This window comes from Sorangium sp. So ce176 (assembly GCF_051519835.1).
GTDB lineage: Bacteria > Myxococcota_A > Polyangia > Polyangiales > Polyangiaceae > Sorangium > Sorangium cellulosum_G.
The window spans coordinates 3163706-3186011 of sequence record NZ_CP150371.1; the positions used below are offsets into that span (position 1 = coordinate 3163706).

17 protein-coding genes and 1 tRNA gene are annotated in these 22306 nt (G+C 74.7%); 1 reads left to right on the forward strand and 17 read right to left on the reverse strand.

Features of this window, described 5'->3' with window-relative positions; translation table 11 throughout:
- Positions 1-13 precede the first annotated feature (13 nt).
- From WMF42_RS12100 to WMF42_RS12130, 7 genes are all read right to left on the reverse strand, one after another.
- On the reverse strand, positions 14-2872 hold the full coding sequence (locus tag WMF42_RS12100; RefSeq protein WP_437691975.1) for a hypothetical protein: 2859 nt from the start codon (positions 2870-2872) through the stop codon (positions 14-16).
- Between the two features lie 373 nt (positions 2873-3245).
- Complete coding sequence (locus WMF42_RS12105; protein WP_061610529.1) at positions 3246-3797, reverse strand: hypothetical protein; 552 nt, start codon at positions 3795-3797, stop codon at positions 3246-3248.
- 124 nt (positions 3798-3921) lie between these two features.
- On the reverse strand, positions 3922-4617 hold the full coding sequence (locus WMF42_RS12110; protein ID WP_061610528.1) for a hypothetical protein: 696 nt from the start codon (positions 4615-4617) through the stop codon (positions 3922-3924).
- A 163-nt stretch (positions 4618-4780) separates the two neighbouring features.
- On the reverse strand, positions 4781-7048 hold the full coding sequence (locus WMF42_RS12115; protein WP_437691976.1) for a hypothetical protein: 2268 nt from the start codon (positions 7046-7048) through the stop codon (positions 4781-4783).
- A 144-nt stretch (positions 7049-7192) separates the two neighbouring features.
- Positions 7193-8041, reverse strand: coding sequence for a lipoyl(octanoyl) transferase LipB (gene lipB, locus WMF42_RS12120; RefSeq protein ID WP_061609290.1), 849 nt, complete (start codon positions 8039-8041; stop codon positions 7193-7195).
- A 2-nt stretch (positions 8042-8043) separates the two neighbouring features.
- Positions 8044-9531, reverse strand: a complete 1488-nt coding sequence (locus WMF42_RS12125) for an HD domain-containing phosphohydrolase (RefSeq protein ID WP_061609289.1) — start codon at positions 9529-9531, stop codon at positions 8044-8046.
- A gap of 269 nt (positions 9532-9800) precedes the next feature.
- Positions 9801-12008, reverse strand: a complete 2208-nt coding sequence (locus WMF42_RS12130) for a pseudouridine synthase (protein WP_233561817.1) — start codon at positions 12006-12008, stop codon at positions 9801-9803.
- Between the two features lie 406 nt (positions 12009-12414).
- On the opposite strand from WMF42_RS12130, the gene WMF42_RS12135 reads away from it, so the two are divergent.
- The gene (locus WMF42_RS12135; protein ID WP_437691977.1) at positions 12415-13884 is read left to right on the forward strand and encodes a hypothetical protein; all 1470 of its coding nucleotides are present in this window, start codon (positions 12415-12417) and stop codon (positions 13882-13884) included.
- A gap of 10 nt (positions 13885-13894) precedes the next feature.
- Here the strand turns inward: WMF42_RS12135 and cyaY are convergent, their stop codons facing one another.
- The 10 genes from cyaY to WMF42_RS12185 form a co-directional block, all read right to left on the reverse strand.
- The gene (gene cyaY / locus WMF42_RS12140; RefSeq protein WP_437691978.1) at positions 13895-14233 is read right to left on the reverse strand and encodes an iron donor protein CyaY; all 339 of its coding nucleotides are present in this window, start codon (positions 14231-14233) and stop codon (positions 13895-13897) included.
- Between the two features lie 125 nt (positions 14234-14358).
- A complete protein-coding gene (locus WMF42_RS12145) occupies positions 14359-14649 on the reverse strand; it encodes a hypothetical protein (protein WP_061609285.1) in 291 nt (96 codons plus the stop codon).
- A 64-nt stretch (positions 14650-14713) separates the two neighbouring features.
- Positions 14714-14787, reverse strand: a tRNA-Arg gene (locus WMF42_RS12150).
- A 132-nt stretch (positions 14788-14919) separates the two neighbouring features.
- Entirely contained in the window at positions 14920-15660 is a 741-nt protein-coding gene (gene uppS / locus WMF42_RS12155) for a polyprenyl diphosphate synthase (protein WP_061609284.1), read from the reverse strand.
- Between the two features lie 280 nt (positions 15661-15940).
- Positions 15941-17317, reverse strand: a complete 1377-nt coding sequence (locus tag WMF42_RS12160; protein WP_061609283.1) for a histidine kinase dimerization/phospho-acceptor domain-containing protein — start codon at positions 17315-17317, stop codon at positions 15941-15943.
- Between the two features lie 3 nt (positions 17318-17320).
- Entirely contained in the window at positions 17321-18022 is a 702-nt protein-coding gene (locus WMF42_RS12165; protein WP_061609282.1) for a winged helix-turn-helix domain-containing protein, read from the reverse strand.
- A gap of 169 nt (positions 18023-18191) precedes the next feature.
- Entirely contained in the window at positions 18192-18770 is a 579-nt protein-coding gene (locus tag WMF42_RS12170; protein ID WP_061609281.1) for a hypothetical protein, read from the reverse strand.
- A gap of 11 nt (positions 18771-18781) precedes the next feature.
- Positions 18782-20068 carry a hypothetical protein gene (locus WMF42_RS12175; protein WP_437691979.1) on the reverse strand — a complete coding sequence of 429 codons (1287 nt, stop codon included), beginning with the start codon at positions 20066-20068 and terminating at the stop codon, positions 18782-18784.
- Positions 20065-21273 carry a hypothetical protein gene (locus tag WMF42_RS12180; protein ID WP_061609293.1) on the reverse strand — a complete coding sequence of 403 codons (1209 nt, stop codon included), beginning with the start codon at positions 21271-21273 and terminating at the stop codon, positions 20065-20067. The genes WMF42_RS12175 and WMF42_RS12180 overlap by 4 nt, the downstream gene beginning before the upstream one ends.
- Before the next feature lie 133 nt (positions 21274-21406).
- Positions 21407-22210, reverse strand: coding sequence for a tetratricopeptide repeat protein (locus WMF42_RS12185; protein WP_437691980.1), 804 nt, complete (start codon positions 22208-22210; stop codon positions 21407-21409).
- Positions 22211-22306: the final 96 nt, after the last annotated feature.

The following is a 22306-nucleotide window of genomic DNA, read 5'->3' on the forward strand; positions in this document are numbered from 1 at the left end:
GCGGGCGCCCGGCTCAGTCGGGCTCGCCCGGGAGCTTGATGCGGCCGAGGGTCGCCTCGGCCGCCGCGAGCTGCGCCGCGATCTTCCGCAGCATCTCGGCCTCCTCCCCCTGGAGCGAGATGTTCGGGACGAGCGCGTTCAGCGCGCGGCGGTTGTGCGCGAGGCCGAGCGGCGAGCCCTTCTCCAGGTTCATCGCCATCGACTCGGCCAGCACCGCCAGCGCTTCCCGGTGCAGCCCCTTCGCCGAGAGCACCTCCGCGAGCGCGGCCGTCGAGCGGGCAAGGCCGATGAGGTCGCCGTGCGCCTCCTCGGCCTCGAGCGCCGCGGTCAGGCGCTGCGTCGCGCGATCGAGGCGACCCTTGCGGAGCTCCAGCCGGCCGATCGTCTCCCAGACGCGGGCGAGCTCCCGGATGTCCCCGAGCTGCTTGTAGGTGCGCTCCGCGGCGAGCGCGTGGTCGATCCCCATCGACAGCGCGTCGGACTCGCGCCCGGGGCGGGCGGCGATGTGGAGCGGGATCCGCGCGAAGAGGTGGTCCGTCTCCGCGAGCTCGACGCGCGCCACCGGATCGACCCGGGCCCGCTCCTCGAAGACCCGGCGCGACTCGGTCAAGAGGTGCGTCGCCCGGACGGGATCGCCCATGCGCACGTAGACCGCCGCCTGGTCGTTGAGCAGCCGGGCCGAGCCGAGCGCGTCGCCGGCGTCGAGCAGCAGGCGGCTCGCCGCCGTCAGCTCGTCCAGCGCGCGCTCCAGCGAGCGCATGTCGCCGATGTCGTAACAGACGCTCGCGATCAGCGCGGCGAGCTCGGCGTGCAGCTCGGGCGGGTCGCCCTGCGCGAGGAGCGCGCGCGCGGCGTCGAGCACCTGGAGCGCGCCAGCGAGCGTGAACGCCGGATCCGGGCCGGCCGCCTGCCACTGCACGCGGCCGATGCCGGCGAGCGCGCCGATGCGGAGCCGCCGGCGCGCGGGGGTGGGCGGCATGCCGTCGAGCAGCGCGAGCGCCTTCTGGCCGTAGCTCAGCGCCTGGGCGTACGCGCCCATGGTCGCCGCCTCGGCCGCGGCCGCGCGGTAGCGGCGCGCGGCTTCCTCTGGCTCGCCCGCCTCGGTCAGGTGGGCCGCCGCGCGCGCGTCGAGGGCCCGGCGTCCGGCGCCGTGCAGCGCCGCGCCCGCGGCGCTCGCCGCCTCGGCGCTGTCGGGCGCGGGCGGGGCCGGGTGCAGGGACAGGCCGAGCGGGGCCGCGGCGCGCAGGGATCCGGCCGCGGCGCGCGCCGGGTCGACGAGGCGCGCCGGGGCCCCGGAGTCGGCCGCTGCGGGCCACGGCACGTGCGGGCGGGATGCGCCGGTGGGCGAGCGATCCGACAGCGCGGCCGGGACGCGCAGCGAGGCGCCGCGCACCGAGCGGATCGGCTCGTCGGAGGAGGCGCCGCCGCCGGCGGGCGCGAGGTCGGGGGGCACGCGGACCGGGCCGGGGATGGCCGCGTCCAGCGAGTCGGGCGGGGCGTCGAACCGGACCGACTCGGGCGGCTCGGAGAGGCGGCGGCTCTCGGGGCTGCGGTGGAACAGCTCGGCGTAGGGCCACGGCGGGTTGCCGGGCCCGGCGGGCGCGATCGGCGTGGGGCGCTCCTGGGCGGAGCGCGGCGGCACGCGGCGGGCGCTGTTCGTGGGCGCGCCGCCCGCGCCTGCGTGGGCCATCGCCGGCGGCGGCCGCAGCGTGTCGGCCGCGCGCGGCGCCACGTTGCGCGCGGCCGGGAGCCCGGGATCGAGGTCCCTGCCCCGCTCCTCGATCGCCTGTGCTCCGCTGCCCTCGGCCGCCCCCCCGGCGGCGGTCGCGCCGGGCGATGTGGCCGCGGGCGGCGCCGCTGCGGGCGACGGCGTCACCGCGATCGTGCGCGGCGTCGCGATGGCGGGCACCGTCGTGGTGGACGCAGGCGCGGCCGGGCTCGGCGCCGCCCCGGGCCTCGCTAGCGCCGCGGCGGCCCGCGCGGCCGCGTCGTCGCCGCGCGGCGCGTCCGGATCGAGCACTTCCTCGCTGAGGAGCGTCGCGAGCCGCCGGTGCCACACGCGCGCGAGCGACGGGAGGATCGACCTGCGGAGCGCCAAGACGGTCTCCTGCGGGAGGTGGAAGCGCCCCTCGCCGCGGTCCTCGAGCGGGACGCCCACGTCCGCGGCGCGCTGGAGCGCCTCGATCACGTCGACAGCGTCGACGCGCAGGAGCGCCGCGACGAGCTCGCTCTCGAACCCCGAGCCGACCATCGCGCCGGCGCGGAGCACCCGGAGCACGTCGCCGGGGAGCTCGCGCAGCGCGACCTGCGGCGGCGGCGGGGGCGCGGTCACGCTCGTCAGCGTGGTCGTGCCGTCCGGCCGGAGGACGGCGTCGGCGCCGCAGGTGGCGCGCACCGCGCCGAGCAGCTCGCCGGCAGGGCCGGCGGGCGCGCGCAGGCGGAAGGACAGGACGAGCGCGACCCGGAGCGCCTCGTGGCGGGACACGACCCGCCGCAGCACGTCGAGCGTGGCGTGATCGGCGAGCTCCACCGCGTCGAAGACGATGGCCCACCGGCGATCGGTCTGCTGCACGAGGCGGCTCACGGCGTCGATGAACTCGGCGTCGGCCATCCGCTCGTGCACGTCGCCGAGGAGCCGGCGCCGGAGCCCCGAGACGACGCGGGTCCGCGCCTGATCGAGCAGCGGCGGCGCCCCGCCGACGAGCCGCTCGATCTTGGTCCGCACCTCGTGCAGCGGTCCGAGCGCCGCCTCGGGGACATCGCAGCGCACGCGCAGGACGCGCAGCCCGAGGTGAGATGGAGGCTCTCCAGGGACGATGTCCAGCAGGGCCGTGTGCCGGCCCTCAGAAACGCGCTGCCAAAGCTGTTCCACGGTCCGCTCCTTCCGTCGGGCTTGCTCGGGGGCTTCGCACGACTGCGCCCGCTCTTTGTAAACGCTTCCCGCGCCAGAAGGCATGGGAATGACGGCAGTTTTCCGCCGGAAGCCTGCCTGGGATACTCCCGGTCGCCGGGCCGCGCGCGGGGCTCCGCGGCGCGCCGGCCCGGGTCACCGGCGCGGGCGAACCTGTCGATCGCGCCGTCCTGCGAGGCGACGCAGAGCTCGCCGCGCGCGTCCTCTCCGAAGGAGGTCACGCGCGAGCGGACGCTCCCCGGCTCGAGGATCGGCTGCCAGCCGGTGGGCTCGGTCGCGCGCCCGCCCTTTCAGCGGGCGCTGCGGCTCACCTCGGCCTCCGGAACACGCGGGGCTAGTAGCCCCAGAGGAACTCCGCGCGGGCGAACGCGGTGAAATAGCTCCCCGGACCGTCGCCCGCGCCGGGGAGGAGCAGCGTGTACTTGCCGGCGAAGCCGGCGGAGAACTCGCGGTTGAAGGCGTAGTCGATGCCGAACGGGATCGAGACCCCGAACTGGCCGCGGTGGCAGCCCGGCCGGCCATACGAGCCACAGGGCGCGAGGCGCACGCTGTCGTACGCGCCGGTCATGAGGCCGACGTAAGGGACCCACTGCAGGATGTCGATGACGTACGCGGCGCCGGCCGACGCGCCGAGGAACATGAGATCGCCGCCCGGGTGCGACGCTGTGTTGAGCTCGACGAGCGCGTTGAAGGCGTCCGTGAGGCCGTAGGAGAGGTGCAAGCTGCCGCCGATCCCGGGGTACGTTCCGCCGTCCGCGAGGAGCGCGTAGCCGACGCTGGCGCCGGCGTGCCATTGCCGTTCAAAGGCGTCTGCGCGGGAGGGGGCGAGGAGCGCGACGAGCGCGAGCGCGGCGGCGGTGAGCGGGGCGGCAGGGGAGCATCTCATGGTCGGTGGCGGCGATCGGCCCGGAGCGCCTCGCGTCGAACCGTGGGGCGCAGGTGGCGGCGCGCGCCCCGGGCTCTCGATGTGCGCGCGCGGCGCGAGGCTAGCATGCGCGTCGCGGGAATCCTCAGCGGAGCTGCTCGCGGCGCGGCGCGCGGGAGACCCCCGCGTCCTCTTCCTCGAACTCCTCCGCGTAGATCCGCGCCGCGGGGTCGGGCGCGGCGTCGCGCGCATCGACGCGGAGCGAGGGCTGGGGGAAGCGGACGCCGGGTTGCCCCGAGGCGCCGGGGAAGGTGTAGAGGATGTCGCCGCGCTCGCCGAGCTCGACGCCGACCTCGTCGGGGCGCTGCTTGGCGAGCTCGGTGAGCAGGGCGTCCGCCTCCGGGGCCGGCAGGTCGAGCACGACGCCGACCTCGTGCGCCGTGAGCGGGCGGCGGCGGTGCGCCGCGAGCGAGAAGATCGCCTGGACCTGCGCGTCGCGCGAGGCCTTCACCCCGGAGCGCGAGAGCTTTCGCCCGCCGATGAGCAGGAGCAGGCCGACAGTGAGGGCGACGAACCCGATCGGCAGGCCGATCGCGAGGCCGGCGATCGAGCCGGGGAACAGCGCGGCGGCGCCCAGGCCGAGGAGCAGCGCCAGCGCGGTGCCGCCGATGAGGACCAGCCAGCCGAGCGCGCCGGCGACGGCCCCGCCGAACCGGGACGGCTTCCCCGCCAGGCTGACCGACTTGCCCGCGAAGGGCAGGCGCTCCCGGCCGCACGCGGTGCAATACGCAGCGAGCCCGCGGTGAATGACGGGCGCGTTCTTTCCGCAATGAGGACACATGAGGACTCTCCCCGCGAGCGATCCGTCGCGAGCCAGGCTGTAGCGTAGGAACCGAGCACCTCCACCGCCAGCCGTACGAGGACGCGAGCTCCATGTTTTCTGGGCATGGGACGAAACGCCACGATGCAGGGGTACGTCCGGGGTGCGCCGCGCGAGGCGCCGCTCAGAGGCCGAGGTAGCGCGCGATCTCGGCCCGGGTCGGGTCGGCGGCCACGGCGCGCAGGGCGTCGTGACGGCGCTGCCACGCGGCCGCGCTGCTGTCGTCGCCGCGCCATCGCGCCGCCTCGGCCCGGGCGAACGCGTAGTGCCGGAGCGAGAAGCGCGGAGCGTCGAGCGCGAGGAACGCGTCGAGCCACACCTCGGCGTCGCCCTCGCCCTCGCCGAGGAGCTGCGCGGCGAGCGCGGCGTACGGGACGAGCGCGGGCGGCGCGTCGCCGCGCCGGCGGAGGGCGGCGTAGCGGAGCGCGCGGCGCGTGGTCGGCGGGGCGTCGCGCGCGGCGCTCCAGGCGGCGAGCGCGCGCGAGAGCGCCGGCTGGTCGGCGCGCGCCCAGGGCGCGTCGAGGCTGGCGAAGCCGACCCACGGCCACGCGGCGGAGAGATCCGCCGGCAGCGCCGCAGGCGGGCTGCCCTGCCGGAGCGGGGCGGCCTCCGGGGGGCGCGCGAGGGCGAGCCGGGTCCACCGCGCCCGGACGTCGAGCAGGTCGGGCCCGGGGCGCGCGCCGGGCGCGCCGCGCCCAGGGCCGGAGCGCGCGGCGGACTCCTCGTCGGCGAGGACGGCAGCGCGCGCGGCGTCGAGCCGGCGCCCGCGCGAGGCGAGGAGCCCGGCGCGCTGCAGGAGCACGGCGGCGCGGAGGGACGGCGGCGCGGCGGCGAGGTCGACGCGCTCGATCAGATCGAGCGCGCGATCGCGATCGCCTGCCAGGAGCCACGCGCTCGACCGCGCGAGCGCGCGGGCCGGGTCCGGCGCGAGCTCCGGGGCGAGCGCCCCGAGGCGATCCAGCGCGTCGATCGCCGCCGGCGCGTCGCCTTCGAGGGCGAGCTCGCGTGCGGCGTCCAGCGCGAGGGCTCCGGCGACGGCGCGCAGGCCGTCGCGCTCCGGCGGCGAGAGCTGAGGGGCGACGGCCAGCTCGGCGGCCCGCGCCGCGGCGCGCGCGCGGAGCGACCCGGCGACCGCGGGCCGCGCGAGCCCGCGGTCCGGCAGCCAGTCGATCGCGAGCGGCGAGCCAGCCCGCAGCGCCGGCGCTGGGCCCGCCGGAGCAGCGCCCGCCGCCCCGATCACCGCGGCGCCTTCCTCCCCGGTCGCAGGCTCTTCCCCGTCGGCCTCGGGCAGCGCGAGCGCGGCGGCTTCGACAGCGTCGATCGCGTCGTCCTCTGCCAGCACGACAGCGAGCAGGTCGCTGCGGGCCTCCGGCGTGAGCGCGGCGGCGGAGCCGAGCAGGTCCCGGATCGCCCGCAGCGCGCGCTGCTTCGCCTCGGCGGCGCCCCGGTCGGCGCTGGCGGCGGCGAGGCGGGCGCGCTGCGCGAGCCGCGCCTCGACGGCGTCGGCCACGCCGGCGTCCCGGTCCTCGGGCGCCGGCGGAGGCTCCAGGCCGGCCCGCGCGGCGCAGGCGACGAGGACGGCGCGGATCTCGCCCCAGTTGCGCGCCATGCCCGCGTGGCGCTTCGACGCCCGGTCGTCCTGGTTCAGCGTCAGGAGCTCGACGCCGCGCTTCGCCTCGGCGCTGTTGCCCAGGCAGAGGATCGCGCCGACCGTCGTGCGCAGATCCTCGTCGCGCGGATCCATCGTGGCGTAGCCGTTCGCGATCGCGAGCGCGCGCGGCAGGTCGCCCTCGCCGAGCGCCGCGCGCAGCGCGTGCACGCGCACGTGCCAGTCGAGCCAGCGGTCTGGCTGCTCCAGGAGCGCGCGGCGGTCGCCGAGCCGCGCCGCCTCGCGGCCGAGGCGCGGCGCGCCGCACGCGGGTCCCAGCGCATCGAAGGTGATGCGCCCGGAGCCGGCGGCGACAATCGACTCGGCCGTGCCGAGCGCCTCGGTCGCGCTGTCGAGCGCCGCGCGAGCGGGGCGGCCGACGGCGGCGTCGATGTACTCGGCGACCGCGGCGCGCACGCCGAGCTCCTCGGCGCGCGCGCTCGCCGCCTCGTGGGTCCACGGCAGCCGGGACGGCAGCGCGAACCAGCGGATCTCGGGGCGGCAGTCGGGCAGCGCGGGGCCGCGCGGCGCCTCGATCGACGCGAGGCACGCGGCGGCGCTGCGCTCGCCGACGGCGACCATCGCGACGGGGCCGAGGAGCGCGAGGGCGAGCAGTGCCGCGGTGGCCGCGGCGAGCGAGGCGGCGAGGGGCCGCCGCCGCGGCGTGCGCGCCGCCGTGGCGCCGCGGCCGAGGGGGGAGCTCCCGTCGCCCTCGCGGGACGGAGTCGTGGGCTTCGCGCGCACGCGACGGCTTTTAGCCCACGGCACGGCCGAGCGACACCGTTTGCCGAGCCGCGTCGCCGCGGCGCGACGACGGCGCGCACGCCGCCGAGCATCGCGCCTGTGAGCGTCGCGCCGCCAGGCATCGCCGGCGGCGGACGGCGTGGATCAGGGCGCGCTCCGGCCCCCGCCGGCGACGGCCTCCGGGGCGAGGAGCGCGCCCGCGAGGTCGGCGACCCCGGAGAGATCCTCCACGCGGCCGACCTCGATGTCGAGCCCACGGGCGAGCTGCGGGGCGCTCGCGAGGGCGACCTCGGCGACGGTGAGCCTGCGTCCGGTCAGCTCGTGGAGCGACGTCACCCCGTGGTCGCGGATGCCGCAGGGCACGATCATCTCGAACCCCTCGAGATCCACCGCGATGTTGAGCGCGAAGCCGTGCATCGTGAGCCAGCGCGACAGGCGCACGCCGATGGCGCCGAGCTTCGCGATCTCGCGCGCCCACTCGGCGCCGCCCCACTCCTCTGGGGCCGCGCGATCGACCCAGACGCCGATCATCCCGTCCACCACGCCGGCCTCGACGTGGTGCTCGCGCGCGAGCAGGATCATCACCTCCGCCAGCGACCGCACGTACCGGCGCACGTCGCACCGGTCGGGCCTCAGATCGAGCAGCGGGTAGCACACGAGCTGGCCGGGCCCGTGGTAGGTGACGTCGCCCCCGCGGCCGGTCGCGACGAGATCGATGTCGCGCGCGTTCAGCGCGCCGGAGTCGAGCAGAACGTTCTCCGGGTTCGCCCGCGGGCCGAGCGTGATCACCGGATCGTGCTCCAGGAGCAGGATCGTGTCGCCGATCCGCCCCTCCGCGCGCGCCTCGACGAGCTGCTTCTGCAGATCGTGGATGGGGGCGTAGCGGCGCCGGCCGATCCACACGGCGCGCGCGCGCCTCGGTCCGGGCGCGGCGAGCGCGGCGCTCGGGTCCTGCGGGGGCTCCAGGAGGTCGCGGAGCGAGGTCGTCGGCATGGCTACTCGGGGATCTTCTCGCCCTGCGCGCGCCGCTCGTCGCGGTACGCCTCGATGTGCGTCGTGAAGCTGGCCGCGACCTCGGGGTCGAACTGCGAGCCCGAGCACCGCTCGATCTCGGCCACCGCGACCTCGTGGGGGAGCGCCCTGCGGTACGAGCGGTCGCTCGTCATCGCGTCGTACGTGTCGGCCACCGAGATGATGCGCGCGATGATCGGGATCTCGTTGCCCCGCATCCGGAGCGGGTAGCCGCGCCCGTCCCAGCGCTCGTGGTGCAGGTGCACGCCGGGGATGAGCGGGTGCAGGAACTTGATCGGGTCGAGGATGTCGCGCCCGTAGGCGGGGTGCCGCTTGAAGACCTCGTACTCGTCGTTCGTGAGCTTGCCCGGCTTGTTCAGGTTGAGCACGCACCCGATCTTGCCGATGTCGTGCATGAGCGCGCTCTGCCGCACGATCTCGATCTCGTGCGGGCCGAGGCCGAGCCGCTCCGCCAGCATCACCGCGTAGACGGCGACCCGATCCGAGTGGCCCGCGGTGTAGCGATCCATCTTGTCGATCGCCTTGGCGAGCCCCTCGATCGTCTGCTGGAACGTCGCCTGGAGGTCCTGGTACAGCCGCGCGTTCTCGATGGCCGCCGCCGCGCGCGACCCGATGATGCTGAGCAGCTTGCGCTGCCCCTCGTCGAAGCGCTTCGTCCGCGTGAACGACGCGACGGCGATGAAGCCCATGAGGCGCTTCTGGATCCGGAGCGGCACCGCGACCAGCGACTGAAGCGGCAGCGCCGGCTCGGCCGCGAAGAACCTGAGCCCCTTCATGCCCTGCTCGAGCAGCAGCGCGTCCGGGCGGAAGTGCTCGAGCACGACCGTCGGGTCGAGCCGGCCGAGGTCGGCGTCCGCGGGGACCGACGCGCCGCGGAGGTGCTGCCGCTCGAAGAAGCTCCCCTCGCCGTCGTCGAGCCACGTCGAGATGAGATCGCCGCGCACCTCGTGGAGGCAGCTGTCGGCGACTGTCTCGAGCACCTGGTCGAGCGAGAGGCTCGCCGCGATGGCCTCGCTCACCTTGTAGAGCGACACCGCCTCGCGCAGGCGGATGTTCTCCGCGGCCATCCGCTGCTTCTCGATCCCGCGCTGGACGACGTGCACCACCTCGTCCAGCTTGAACGGCTTGAGCACGTAGTCGTAGGCGCCCCGCTTCATCGCGTCGATCGCCGTCTCGACGGTGCCGAAGCCCGTCATGATGACCGTGAGCGCGTTCGGCGCCGTCTTGCCGATCTCGTCGAGCAGCGCGATGCCGCCCATCCGCGGCATCTTGAGGTCGCTGATCACGAGGTCGTAATGGCCCCTCGTGAGCTCGTTCAGCGCGCTGGTGCCGTCCTCCGCCGTGCGGACGTAGTAGCCCTCCATGCCGAGGAAGTCGGCCAGCATGTCGCGGATCACCTTCTCGTCGTCCACGACGAGGATGCGAGGGCGGTCTTCTGGAAACGTGGACATGCGGCCGGCAAGCCTACCAGATCCGCCCGCTGCTCATCGGTCCAAGGTGGGATCAGGTCGGGCACGCGAGCCGACCCGCACCGCGGTGTACCGCGAGGCTCCGCCGCGCCCCGGCGGTGGTGCCGGGGTCACGGCGCCCCGCCGCGGGCCTGATGCCGCGGCGCGGGCGAGGTGTCGCGGGGGGAAGGGGAAGGCCGACGCGGGAGGGCGCCGCCATGGCCAGGCGCGGCCGGCCGCCGCGCCGCAGGCGGGCACAGCCGTGCGGCCGCTCAGTCCTCGTCGCCGGTCGAGATGATCGGGTGCCGGATGGTCCGGGGCGATTCGTCCAGATCCGGGACGCGGATCGAGATGGGCCCGGGGCTGCGGATCGAGGGGGGCGGCGCGGACTCGGAGTCCTCGGTGCGCAGCGGGATCATCCTGCTGCTCGGCGCCGGCTCGTCCGTGGCGGTGCTCAGCACGGCCACGGCCCGCTGCTCGCCGAGGGCGTGCTTCTGCTCGAGGAAGCGGAGGACCGAGGGGCCTGTCGACCGCTCGAGCGCCGACCGCAGATCGCCGGGCAGCGTCGACTCGATGATCATCTTCACCCCGGTGCGGGGGTGCTCGATCTCGATGCGCACGAGGTGCACGAACGAGCGATCGAGCCCGTGCTTCTCCTCGAAGTACCGGTTCGTCGGCACGTGGCCGTAGCGCTCGTCGCCGAGGATCGGGTGGCCGATCGCGGCGAGGTGCCGCCGGATCTGGTGCGTGCGCCCGCCGTCCGGGATGACGCGGAGGATCGAGTGGCCCGACGCGACAGCGAGGCGGCGGTACCGCGTGCGCGCCGTGTACGTGCGCGTGCCTTCCCGGAGGTCGCGCGTGATCGCGCCCTTGCCCGGGGTGACGCCCTTGGCCGCCGCCAGGTAGATGAGGCGACCCGTCTTCGTGAGCGCCTCGGTCCAGCGCGCGGCCGCCTCCTCGTTGCGCGCGAGCATGACCAGGCCGCTCGTGCCCGGGTCGAGCGCGTGCACGATGACGGGCGTCGAGGTGACGCCCGGGATGCGGGCGCAGCGGGTGAGCAGCGAGCCGAGGTACTCCGCCTGCGAGGCCACCGGCTCGTGCGGGCCCTTCTCGACCACCAGCACGCCGTCGTCGTCGTAGATGACCTTCGGCGCCGGCGGGGGCGTCCGCCGGAGCGCGGCGATCGTCTCGATCTCCTCGGTGAGCGGGATCATGTCGAGCGGCGTGAGCTCCGTCGACGAGTACCCGAGCCGACACAGGTGATCGAGGTCGCGCGCGAGCGTGTCGGGGTCGCACGAGACGTAGACGAGCAGCGGCGCGCCGAGGCGCGCGATCGCCTCGCGCGCCGTCGGGGAGACGCCGCGGCGCGGCGGGTTCACCACGATGCCGTCGAACTTCTCCGAGCTGTTGACGAGGGAGCCGACGATCTCCGCGACGTCGCCGGTGCGCACCTCGAGGCGCTGGCTCAGCCCCTGGGCCTCGGCCGCGGCGCGGGCGTTCGAGGCCGCGGGCGCGAACGACTCGACCATCAGCGCGCGGTTGCCCCCCTGCGCCAGGGCGAGCGAGATCGCGCCGGAGCCGCCGTACAGGTCGAGGATGCGCGGCGGCTCCTTGCGCCGGGAGGCCGGGCCCATCGCGGCCTCGCCCTCGATCACGGGCCCGTCGTTCTCGAGCGAGGCGATCTCGCGCAAGAGGAGGGCGTGCACGCGCGCGGCCTGCGCCCGGTGCGCCTGCACGAACGAGCCGAACGCGGCGATGTGGTAGGTCTGCCCGATCCGATCCTCTGCGTGCGAGACGCCGTCGAGCACGATCGTCTCGGGGCCGAGGATCTGCGGCGCCTCCGCGTCGTGGAAGTTCGCCGCGACGCCGATGACGCGCGGGAGCATCGGGCGGATCGCGCGGCCGGCCTCGCGCAGCTCGTCGCGCGTGCACGCGCGCTCGCGCTGGAGGACGAACGTGATCAGGACGAACGCCGGGTTGTCCTCGGTCGCGCCCATCTCCGCGAAGAGCGGCGTCCCCGGCGCGAGGTGGACCTCGCGCAGGTCGAGCGCCCGGAGCACGCCGCCCCGCGCCGGATCGTACGGCAGGAGCAGCGGCCGGACCTCGGGCGGCGGCGACGCGATCAGCTCGCGGAGCCGCGAGGTCACCGCGGCGAGCGCCGGGGCGAGGACCCGGCAGCCCGGGATGTCGACGACCTCGTGATGCCCTGTGCGGCCGTACAGCCCGATCGCGCCGGAGGGGGCGACGATCAGCTTCGCTCGGCCGCGATAGCCGGTGATCGGATCGGCCGGGATGACCGGGCTCGTCTGGAGCAGCTCGAGCGACGGGTAGTGCGCCGCGGCGGAAACGACCCGCGCGCGCTTCGTGCTGAGCTGCTCAGCGTAATCGCCCGCGATGAGCGGACAGCCCGCGCACTCGACCGAGTGCGAGCACTCGATCAGCGTGTTCGGGATCTCGCCTGCCTTCAATGTACGCCGCACGGGCACGGACAAAACACCGCCGCCCGATCCCTCTGCGCTGGTGCTCTCGCCCAGCCCGTGCGGTTCTTCGATACCTGCGCCGGAAGCCATTCCGGGGGAGCTTACAGGGGCTCTCGTCCAGCGTCGAAGGTGTAAAGCGGAGCGCATCGAGCTTTTCGTCTGTCGTACCCTGACGTTCGGGGCGCGTTCTGGACGCGTTCCGGGCGCGTTCCGGGGTGGGTTGCTCGGCGAGCCGTCCAGGACCGGCTCGCTCCGTCGAGGTGGCTGTCGGGTGAGCCAGGAGCCAATGTGGGCAGCGCTCCGCGCTCCTCGTCTGGGCGCCTCGGCCCGTGCCGTTCGCGACATCCGCGGCCGCGGCACGTCCGGCCCGCGCGCCCAGCGGTCGAGGTGGTAGACTGAGCGCCTCTTGCGTCTTCCGATCGCTTCTCTCGTGGGCCTCCTGGCCGTGCTTTTCGCTCATCCGGCGCTCGCCGCGCCGGGCGACAAGGAGGCGAACCAGGGCATCAATGCGGCCAAGGGCGGCTTCTGCAAGCGGGCGATCCCGCTCCTCGAATCCGCCGAGAGCCAGCGGCATCGCCCGAGCTCGGCGGTCCCGCTCGCCGATTGCTACGCGAAGCAAGGTGAGCTGCTGAAGGCGAGCGAGATCTACCACGCCGTCGCAAGCGAGAAGAAGGAGCGCGGGTACACAGCGCGAGATGTCGCCGCCATCACATCTGCAAAGAAGAAGGCGGCGCAGACCGACGCGCGTATCCCGACGCTCGTGGTGAAGCCGGTCGAGCCCTACGAGGGGCTCGTGGTCGAGATCAACGGGGAAGCGATCGGCGATCCATCGACGCCGCAACGGTTCGATCCGGGCGTGCAGCTGGTCGTCGTCGCCAGGGCGGAGGGCCACGAGGAGAGCTCGCAGAAGATCACGCTGAAGGAGAAGCAGCGGCGCGAGATCAAGCTGCGCCTGAAGCCGAAGCCGGCCGCGACGAAGCCGCCGGAGAAGAAGCCGCCGCCGAGGCCGGTGGCGACGAAGCCGCCGGAGAAGAAGCCGCCGCCGAGGCCGGTGGCGACGAAGCCGCCGGAGAAGCCGGCCGAGGGCGAGCCAGGCGCGGGCGAGGTGGCGGAGCGCCCCGTGGAGATGCCCGAGCCGACGGCCCCCCCGCGACGCAGGCAGCGCGACGTGTGGCTCGGCGCCGGCTTCCAGGGCTTCTTCATCCCCCAGATCGCGTTCCAGCTCCTCGGGGAAGGGGGGCGGAACGTCTTCGTTCCCGGCGGAGACATCGCGCTCTCCACGCGGCTCGGAGGGCGGTTCGACCTCGTCTTCTCGGTCGCCTACGCGCGCTTCCAGATGCCAGAGACGCCCTTCAAGCCGAAGGGGCACCCCGACACCGATTACGAGATCGTCGAGAGCGATCTCCAGGCGCTCCAGGCGGGCGCCCGCCTGGTCTGGAACATCCCGCTCGATCGTGACGAGGTGTTCGCCTTCCGCCTCGGCGCGGGCATCGGTGTGGGCTGGACGTTCCTCGGCGACCTCTACAGGACCCAGGCGTACCCGGCCGACGCCGTCCCCGGCGACCCGAGCTCCTTCGTGCCGGGGGACCCGTACCGCTACAAGAAGTGCCGCGGGCCGAACGACCCGGCGGGGAGCTTCCGGTACTGCAACCAGCTCGACTACGACGCGGACCACTACCCCGGCTACGTCGAGCCGAGCTGGTTCACCCGCCCCAGCGGCAAACCGCAGGGCCTGAAGCCGGTCGTCTACCCGTGGCTCGTGCTGCCGGAGATCGGCCTCGCGCTCCGCCCGTGGGATCGCGTCGCCTTCGACCTCAGGGTCGGCGCCTCCGTGACGGGCCTGCTCGGAGGGCTCGGCATGCGCGTCGCCCTCTGACCGCAGCGGCTCAGCGCTCGAGCTTCACGGCGCGGCCGAGCTTCCGGGACAGCACGGCGTCGACCGTACCCCAGAGCTCCTCGCCGGTCCGCTGCGCCACCCAGCGGCCCTCGGACGGCTGGTAGTCGAAGTGCCACGCCGCCCGCTCGGCGGCCATCCAGATCTGCCGCGCCGCGCGGTGGCTGTTGACGACGTACTTGATGCCGTCCTCGAACTCCAGCGTGAGGATGCCGCTCTGCAGATCGGCATCCACGCCGTCGGGGATCTCGTTGATCGCCTGATCCAGCGCGCGCAACGACCGATCGGCCACGGCGTCGAACTCTCGCTCCGACAGGGGCTCTCCGCTCATGCCGATCCGCTTACACCGGCGCGCGCGCAGGCGGTATGGGGAAGCGCCCGCGCCCGTGCGCGCCCGAGCCGAGCGCGGGAGGGGCGGAGGCGCAGCGCGCGCGCCAGGCGTCGATTCGCCCGCCGTCAGTAGCCCGGCCAGGGATCGGCCGGCTTCGGCGGCACGGGGGCCAGCCGCTTGAAGCACATCACGCCGGCGTCGAGCGCCACGAGCTCCCAGCCGCTCTCGCCGCGAGCCTTCGCGACAGCGCGCGCCTCGTCGATGCCGTGCGTCTGCTCGCAGTCCTGCTCCCACCGCGGCGCCGGCGCGCTCGGCGCGGGCGGGGCGATCGCCTGCGCGCGAACCCGCCCTGTCGCGAGCGCACAGGCCGCGCCCAGCACCAGACCACCCAGCACGAGCACGACCTTCTTGTTCATGCGCCAGGGACATGGTGATCCGCGGCAGGCGGCACCGTCAAGCGACGCTCCGAGGACGTTTCGGCACGCCCGGCAGGATTCGAACCTGCGACCCGCGGCTTAGAAGGCCGCTGCTCTATCCAGCTGAGCTACGGGCGCTTGGGACGACAAGCGTCTCTCTCGTACTGCATCGCGGCCCCGGAATCGAGCGTTACGCGCGCGGCACGACGCGCGTCGCGAGGGCCGCGGGCGCGGGGCGCGCGCCAGAGCGCCCCGCCCCGCCGTCTCCGTTCAGGTCGACGCCACGAGGCGCCGGACCTGATCGCCGGTCCGGCCGTACCGCCGCTGTCGTCGGCTGTAGGTCGCCACCGCCTCGTCGAAGGTCGCCTCGGTGAAGTCGGGCCAGAGCGTGTCCGTGAAGAACAGCTCCGCGTACGCGGCCTCGAAGAGCAGGAAGTCGCTGAGGCGCTTCTCGCCGCCGGTGCGGATGATGAGATCCGGATCCGGCATCGAGCTGGTAGTCAGGAAGTTCCGCAGCGAGTGCTCGTTGATCTCCTCCGGGATCACCAGCCCGGCCCGCGCGCGGACGGCGAGCGCGCGCATGGCGTTCGCCATGTCGCGGCGGCCGCCGTAGCTGAGCGCGAGCGCCAGGGTCATCTCGGTGCCCCCCGCGGTGTCCTCGACGAGCTTCTCCATCGCGCGCCGCGTCGGGGTCGGGATCTCCTCGAGATCGCCGACCACCTGCACAGCGACGCCGCGCCGGATCAGCTCGTCGTGCTCCCCCTCGGCGAACTCCTGGCAGATGCGCATCAGCGCGCCGATCTCGTCCTTGGGCCGCGACCAGTTCGCGACGCTGAACGCGTAGAGCGTGAGGTACGGGATGCCGCGATCGCGGCAGGCGCGCACCGAGAGGCGCACGGCCTGCGCGCCGTGCTGGTGCCCCTGCATGCGGGGCAGGCCCCGAGCCGCTGCCCAGCGGCCATTGCCATCGAGGATGATCGCGACGTGCTTCGGGAGATTGCTGGACGTCATGGGCTTTCCTGGGTGGGGACGACGCACTGTGCGCCGAGGATGCGCGCGGTGGGGGGGACGACGGTGATGCGATTGTGGAGGTTCTGTGGAGGATGGCGCGGGAGAGCTCAAGGAAAACGGCGCGTGACGCGGCGCGCGCGACCCGGATCGCCTCGCCCGACCGCCGGCCGCGCCTTCGCGACCACCGATCTTGCGCGGCGTCAAATGGAGGAAACCGTCCGGAAACCGGGAGGAGCGCGGGGGAGGTGTGGGAAAGCGGGGGAGCTCATGGGGCGCCGGATCAGGCCCCCGGCAGCGAGATCTTGAACTCGACCTCGGGCGGCCCGCGGTGGGTGCACTCGGCCGAGCCGCTGTGGGCCTCGGCGATCGCCTTGACGATCGCGAGGCCGAGGCCGGTGCCGCCCCGGTCGGCGCGGGTCGTCACGAACCGGCGAAACAGGCGGCCCGCGACGTGCCGCCCGATCTCGCCGCGGTTGCGGATCGAGATCGAGACCTGTCCGCCCACGCGGGACAGCGCGATCCGGATCGGGGCGGCGGTGTCGCCGTGCGTGCGCGCGTTGTCGAGCAGGTTGTCGAGCGCGCGTGACAGCCACTGCTCGTCGCCGCGCACGGCTGCCGAGCCCGGCGCGTCGAGCTCGACGCGGCTGCCGCGCTCGCGCGCCCGCGCCGCGGCGCTCTGCGCGATCGCGACGAGGTCGACCACGGCGGCATGCTCCACGCCGCGGGCCTCGAGGCGCGCGAGCGACAGGAGCTCCCCGAGGAGCGCCTCGATGCGCGTGATCGCCTCGCGGATGCGCGCGACGAAGCGGGCCGCCTCCTCGGGGTCGTCAAGCGCCCCCTCGGTGAGCACCTCGGCGCTGGCGCGGATCGCGGCGACCGGGTTCTTGAGCTCGTGCGAGAGATCCGCGGCGAACGTCTCGACGAAGGGGCGGCCCTCGATCTGGCGGCGCATCGAGTCGATCGCGCGCGTCAGCCGCTGGACCTCGCGGCCCTGCGCCGGCGGCGGGGCGGCGCGCACCTTCCCCTCGCTCACGCGCACCGCGAACTCGGTGAGCGCCTCGATGGGCGTCGCGATGGTGCGGCCGATCAGGAACGACGAGAGCGCCGCCGCGGCGCCGAGCACCGTGCTGATCACGAGGATCGGCGGGGCGAAGTCGGCGACCATGCGCTGCACCACGATGGTCGGCTTGACGACCTGCACGCTCCCGACGCGCCGGCCGCGGACCTCGATGGGCGCGGTCACGAAGACCGTCCCTGGCTCGCCCGGCGAGGCGCCGCGCGCCCGGAGCACGCGGCCCTCCGGGTCGAGCAGCGCGATGCTCTGGGCGGCGGGGCCCTCTGCCTCGCTGTCGAGCGCGCGCACCGCCGCGAGGTCGACGCCGCGGACCTCCATCTCCATCGCGGCGACGGCGGCGAACGCGGCGGCCTCGTCGCGCGCGCTGCCCTCGGCGAGCAGCGTCGCGCGCGCCTCGACGCGATCGATGACGAGCAGCCCGAGCCCGAACGCGAACGCGCCGACGATGCCGCCGAGCGCGATGAAGATCTGCATCCGGATGCTCATGCCGGCCGTCCGGGCGCGGACGAGGCGCGAGGCGAACAGCGCGACGAGCAGGATGATCGAGATCGCCGCCGCCGCGGTGACGACGAGGCGCAGCATGCGTCAGTCTCCGCCTTCCCTGGGGCCCGGCCTGTCCGTGACGCGGTAGCCGACGCCGCGCACCGTCTCGATGAGGTCGGCGTCGCCGCCGGCCTCGACGACCTTCTTCCGGAGCCCCTTCACGTGCGAGTCGATGGTGCGGTCGGTGATCGCGAACCCGTCGCCCCAGACCCTGTCGATGAGCTGCGCGCGCGTGAAGACCCGGCCCGGCGCGGCGAGCATGCAGGCGAGCAGATCGAACTCGACGCGGGTGAGATCGACCTTCTGGCCGTTGACGTGCGCGCGCCGCGTGGCCTCGTCGACCGCGAGCGGCAGCGGCGAGGGGGCGTCGCCGGTCAGCGGGGGCCGCGCGGCGCGGCGCAGGACGGCCCGCACGCGCGCCACGATCTCCCGGGGCGAGAACGGCTTGGTGACGTAGTCGTCGGCGCCTGTCTCGAGCGCGGCGACGCGGTCGGCCTCGCTGTCGCGGCTCGACAGGACGATGATCGCGGCGCGCGCCGCGCTCCGCCGCACCTGGCCGATGAGGTCGAAGCCGCTGCCGTCGGGGAGCATCAGGTCGAGGATGATGAGGTCCGCCTTGTCGATCTCCCGCTCCGCGGTCGCGAGCGTGGTGGCGACGGTGGCCGCGAACCCGTCGCGCCGCAGGAAGTAGGCGATGGACTCGGCGATCGCCGGCTCATCCTCGACGACCAGGACCTTGGCCATGGTCGGGGAGCCTAGAACGGCGCGGCGGACGCGTCGACAGGGCAGGTCGGCGGGGGGGACGACGCCGCCACGCGTTGCGCCGCGTCATGTCACGTCAGCGTGCGCGGTCACGTCGGTTCGCGTCGGTTCACGTCGGTTCACGTGAACACGCGCCCACGCGCCCACGCGCTCACGTGATCGCCGCGTTGACGATCTCGCGCACCACGCCGAGCAGCCTCTCGTAGTGCTCCGGGACCGGCCGCAGGCCGGCGCAGTGGACGACGAGCCCGCCGCGCCGCAGCTCGAGGTGGCCCTGGAAGCCCCGGCGGGCGAGGAGCTTGCGCAGGCGCGGATGGAACGCCGCGGCGGCGTCGCTCTGGGAGGCGGCGAAGGTCGTCACGTGCGCGTCCCAGAGCGCGTCGCCGAGCGCAATCTGGGGCGGGGGAGGGCTCTCGATGAACGCGACCCGCGTGAGGAAGTGCTCGCCCACGCGCATCGCGGCGCGGCGCGGGAGCGCCGGGTGCGTCGCGAAGCCGAGCAGCGACCGCTCGATCGGCTCGGCCTCGCCGTCCGCGTACCAGGGCTCGGCGATCACCGCGTGTCCGGGGTTCGCCGTCCACGTGCACGCGGAGAGGTAGGCGGAGGGCGGCGCGATCGTGTCGTACGGCTCCCAGCGGCGGAACCAGGCCTCGTCGGGGCGCGGGGTGAAGGCGAGGCCGCGCCGGGCAGCCCACGCTGCGATGAGCTCGGATCCGGGCGGGGGTGGCATGGTCGGCCAGGTTAGTCGGCGCGGCGACGCCCCGGAAGCCTCCGCCGCAACGCCGCGGCGAGCGCGCCGGCGCCGAGCGCGAGCCAGGACGCCGCGCCTGCCGCGGCGCCGCGCCCGGGCGCGTCGCAGGTGCAACGGCCGTAGACGCCCACCGTCGTCGAGGTGGTCTCGTCGTCGTTGCCGTCGTCGCCCGGGCTGGCTCCAGCGCCTCCCTGCCCCGCGGTGACGGCTCCATTTCCCGCGTCGCCTTTCGTTCCGCCAGCTCCGCCCTCGCCGCCGGCTCCGCCCGCGCCGCCGCGTCCACCTGCGCCGCCGCTTCCGCCTGCACCGCCGCTTCCACCTGCACCGCCGCTTCCACCAGCACCGCCTGCTCCGCCTGCGCCGCCTGCTCCGCCGCCCGTCTCGCCGCCCTCGTCGGCGCAGCGGGTGACATGGAGCGGGCGCGTGCGCGTGCAGTCCGTCGGCGAAGCGCAGCGCGGATCGGCGAGCGCGGCCGGCGCGCTGTTGGCGCCGATCTCGCCCAGGGCCGGGTAGGCGACCTCGGTCCGCTCCCAGCGCTCCCCGGTGTGCTCCATCCGGCCGAGCACCCGCTCCTGGTACGGAGCGGCGCCGCCGATCGCCGGATCGTAGACGCCGCGGCCCGCGTCGTGGTTCGGGTTGTTCGGGTTGTTGACGTACGACAGGCCGTTGTAGGCCCACAGGGCGCTGTACCAGTGCTCGATGACCGACGGCTGCCGGTCGCCGACGCAGCGCGTGGCCTTCCACTTCATGGCCAGGATGTGCGCGCCGGTGGCCGCGTTGTACGCCGGATCGGCGGCCACGCGGCGCGGATCGAAGTCCGGGCTGTCGCCGTTGCGCATGCCGCTCGTGATCTGCGCGGCGCCGTAGCCGCAATCGAACGAGATGATCGTCCGCGAGCTCACCCCTGCCTGGTCCATCGGTCGGTCCGGCGCGCAGAACTGCTGCCACCCCGACTCCTGCATGCCGATCGCCTTCAGCAGCTCGCAGGGGAAGGTGGCGGGGACCTCGCGCGGCGCCTCGGGCACGTCGCAGCCCTGGCGAAGATTGAAGGGCGCGGGGCCGGCCTCCCCCCAGGCCGCGGGGCCCCGCGAGACGCGATCGAAGATGGCGTTCCACGCCGCGATCGAGGGGTTGGTGCCCGGCACCGCGTCGATCGCGCAGCCGCGATCGTTGTAGGCGCTCGACGCTGTGTAGCAGGGGCAGTACGCCGCGCGGGCGGCAGGCGCGAACAGCACGGCCGCGCAGATCGTCGCGGCGCTCAGGAGGCAGCGGCTCATTGCGGCTCCTCCTTCGCGGCGGTGAAGCCGGCGACGGCGATGCGCGCGCCGGACGGCGCGGGGATCGCGGCGACCTCGCCGCTCTCCGCGTGGATCGCGAACGGGACGGGGAACGCGGAAGGGCTCGTGTGCAGCGCGGCCACCCACGCTGCGTCCGGCGAGACGGCCTGCACGGCGTCGACGCCGGCGCCGAGCGGGCCGCGGAGCGCGGCGCGGGCGCCGACAAGGAGGAGCCCGGTCCGGCGATCCGGCGTGTACGCGAGCCCGCCGCCCGGCCAGGCGTGCGGGGCGAGGCCGTTGCTCGCGCTCGTCTCGAGCCGGGTGCGCTTCCCGGTGCTCAGATCGAGCCTGTCGATGACCCACGCGCCCGGGTCGACCTCGTGCCGCCCCTGGTACACGAGCGCGTTCGCCGCCGCATCGATGGAAAAATCGCGTGCGAACGGCGGGATCGACGGGGCGATCACGCGCGTCGCGCCGGTGTCGGGGTTCACGAGGACGATGTCGGCCGACCCCGGCCCGACGCGGTAGACGACGAGCTCGCCGCCCCACGCCCCGGCGAGGAAGGCGAGGTAGCCCGTGTGCCTGTGCACGGCGCGGGTCGCGCCGGTGGCGAGGTCGACCTCGTCGATCGTCAGCCTGTCGACCCGCAGCCGCGCGAGGTCGCCGTCGGGCGGCGGCTCCGGTCCGGCGACGCCGCGCGAGACGAAGACGCGCCCGTCGGCGGTGACCAGCGGGCGGCTCGCGTGCACAACGCCGTCGCAGAGCGCGACGGGCGCCGCTTGCGGCTCGATCCGGAAGAGGCTCGCGTTGAACGAGCGATCGCGGGACGGGCTCGTGTCGGCGGTCGCGAGGACGATCTGCGTCCGCGGCACGACATGGGCGCGGACGACCGCATCGCTCAGGTGCCGGAGCGTGGCGAGCGCGGGCCCGGCCTTGGCGCCACCGAGGGCGGCGATGTGGAGCGTTGTCATCGCTGCCCCCGGGTAGGTCGCGAGGATCGCCACCCTCCTGGAGGCGGCGCTCGGGTTGGGCGCCGCGAGGGCCGCGGGCACGAGGAGCCGGCCGACCCGCGCGATCGCGGGGGCAGGGCTCTCACCGGCGTCGGCGAGCACCGCCGTCGCGGCGATCGCGAGCGCGCCGGGGAGCGCAATTCTGTTCAGGCAGGACCGTGTCAGGAGGAGGCGGGCGGAGGAGCTGAGACGCACGGTCGAAGAGTAAACGATGCGCCGGCGGGCGCCCGCTTGCTTGCACATCGGCGCCGGCGCGGCTCGGCAGGCCGGGGTGGCAGCTCACGTTGCTCCCGCGCCCGCCGGCAGCGGGGTACCGCAGACCCTGCCGTCAGAAGCGGCCGGACACGCCGACGCCAGCCGTGCCCGGCCCGGCGACAGGGGTCACACGGAGCGTGGCGGCGGGCGCGAGCAGGCCGGAGGGCGTCCGGGGCTGGTTGAACCCGAACTCCCAGATGAGGCCACCCGCGATGCCCGCTGCGCCCAGCCCGAGGAGCACGCCGCCGACGGTCGCCTGCGTGCGGCCCTGGTTGCCCAGGTCGGCCACGTCCGGCTCGCAGTCGATCCGCGTCGGACAGCTCTCCTCGGCGCCGCTGATGTCCGCGAAGCCGCTCGAGGTGAGGATGCCGCCGACAAGCAGCGTGACGACGCCGGCGCCCGTGGCGATCCATGGCGCGTAGCCGTACGGGGGCTGCGGCGGAGGCGGCTCCACGGTGCGGCTCGGGACCGCCGAGGCGGTGGCGACCGGCGGGGGCGGTACGGGGGCCGACGCGGACTCGCCCGCGGTCGGCGTCGGCGCCGGCCGGATGGAGTTCTTGAGGTTCTGGATCTTGTCCCGGAACGTCTGCGCGTCGCTCGCGTCCGGCGTGCGGGCCAGGTACGTCTCCAGCGCGGTGACCGCCTCGGCGCGGTCGCCCTTCTTCTCGTAGGCGTTGGCGATGTTGATGAGCACGCCGTGCGCTGTGCAGTCGAGCTGGTAGGCGTCCTTCCAGTACTGGATGGCGCGGTCGTAGTCAGCCCGCTCGTAGAACTGCGTCGCCGCCTTGTGCGCGCCCTTGGCGCCTTCGAGGTCGGCCGGCGTCGCCGTGCGGTTGCACTCGGGGTACTCGATGGCCGGATCTCCTGCTAGGGCCAACCCCGCAGCGAGGAACATCCCCGCGCCGAGACCGACCAGCCAAGTCCGAAGCACACGCATCCGAGCCGCCCTCCACGAGAAGTGGGCGCAGCATAC

Coding starts and splice junctions, on each gene's coding strand:
- uppS (WP_061609284.1), bottom strand. CDS start 15,660: ATGACGTCCAGCAATCTCCCGAAGCACGTCGCGATCATCCTCGATGGC.
- WMF42_RS12175 (WP_437691979.1), bottom strand. CDS start 20,068: ATGAGCCGCTGCCTCCTGAGCGCCGCGACGATCTGCGCGGCCGTGCTG.
- WMF42_RS12165 (WP_061609282.1), bottom strand. CDS start 18,022: ATGGCCAAGGTCCTGGTCGTCGAGGATGAGCCGGCGATCGCCGAGTCC.
- WMF42_RS12105 (WP_061610529.1), bottom strand. CDS start 3,797: ATGAGATGCTCCCCTGCCGCCCCGCTCACCGCCGCCGCGCTCGCGCTC.
- WMF42_RS12170 (WP_061609281.1), bottom strand. CDS start 18,770: ATGCCACCCCCGCCCGGATCCGAGCTCATCGCAGCGTGGGCTGCCCGG.
- WMF42_RS12160 (WP_061609283.1), bottom strand. CDS start 17,317: ATGCTGCGCCTCGTCGTCACCGCGGCGGCGGCGATCTCGATCATCCTG.
- WMF42_RS12125 (WP_061609289.1), bottom strand. CDS start 9,531: ATGTCCACGTTTCCAGAAGACCGCCCTCGCATCCTCGTCGTGGACGAC.
- WMF42_RS12110 (WP_061610528.1), bottom strand. CDS start 4,617: ATGTGTCCTCATTGCGGAAAGAACGCGCCCGTCATTCACCGCGGGCTC.
- WMF42_RS12145 (WP_061609285.1), bottom strand. CDS start 14,649: ATGAACAAGAAGGTCGTGCTCGTGCTGGGTGGTCTGGTGCTGGGCGCG.
- lipB (WP_061609290.1), bottom strand. CDS start 8,041: ATGCCGACGACCTCGCTCCGCGACCTCCTGGAGCCCCCGCAGGACCCG.
- cyaY (WP_437691978.1), bottom strand. CDS start 14,233: ATGAGCGGAGAGCCCCTGTCGGAGCGAGAGTTCGACGCCGTGGCCGAT.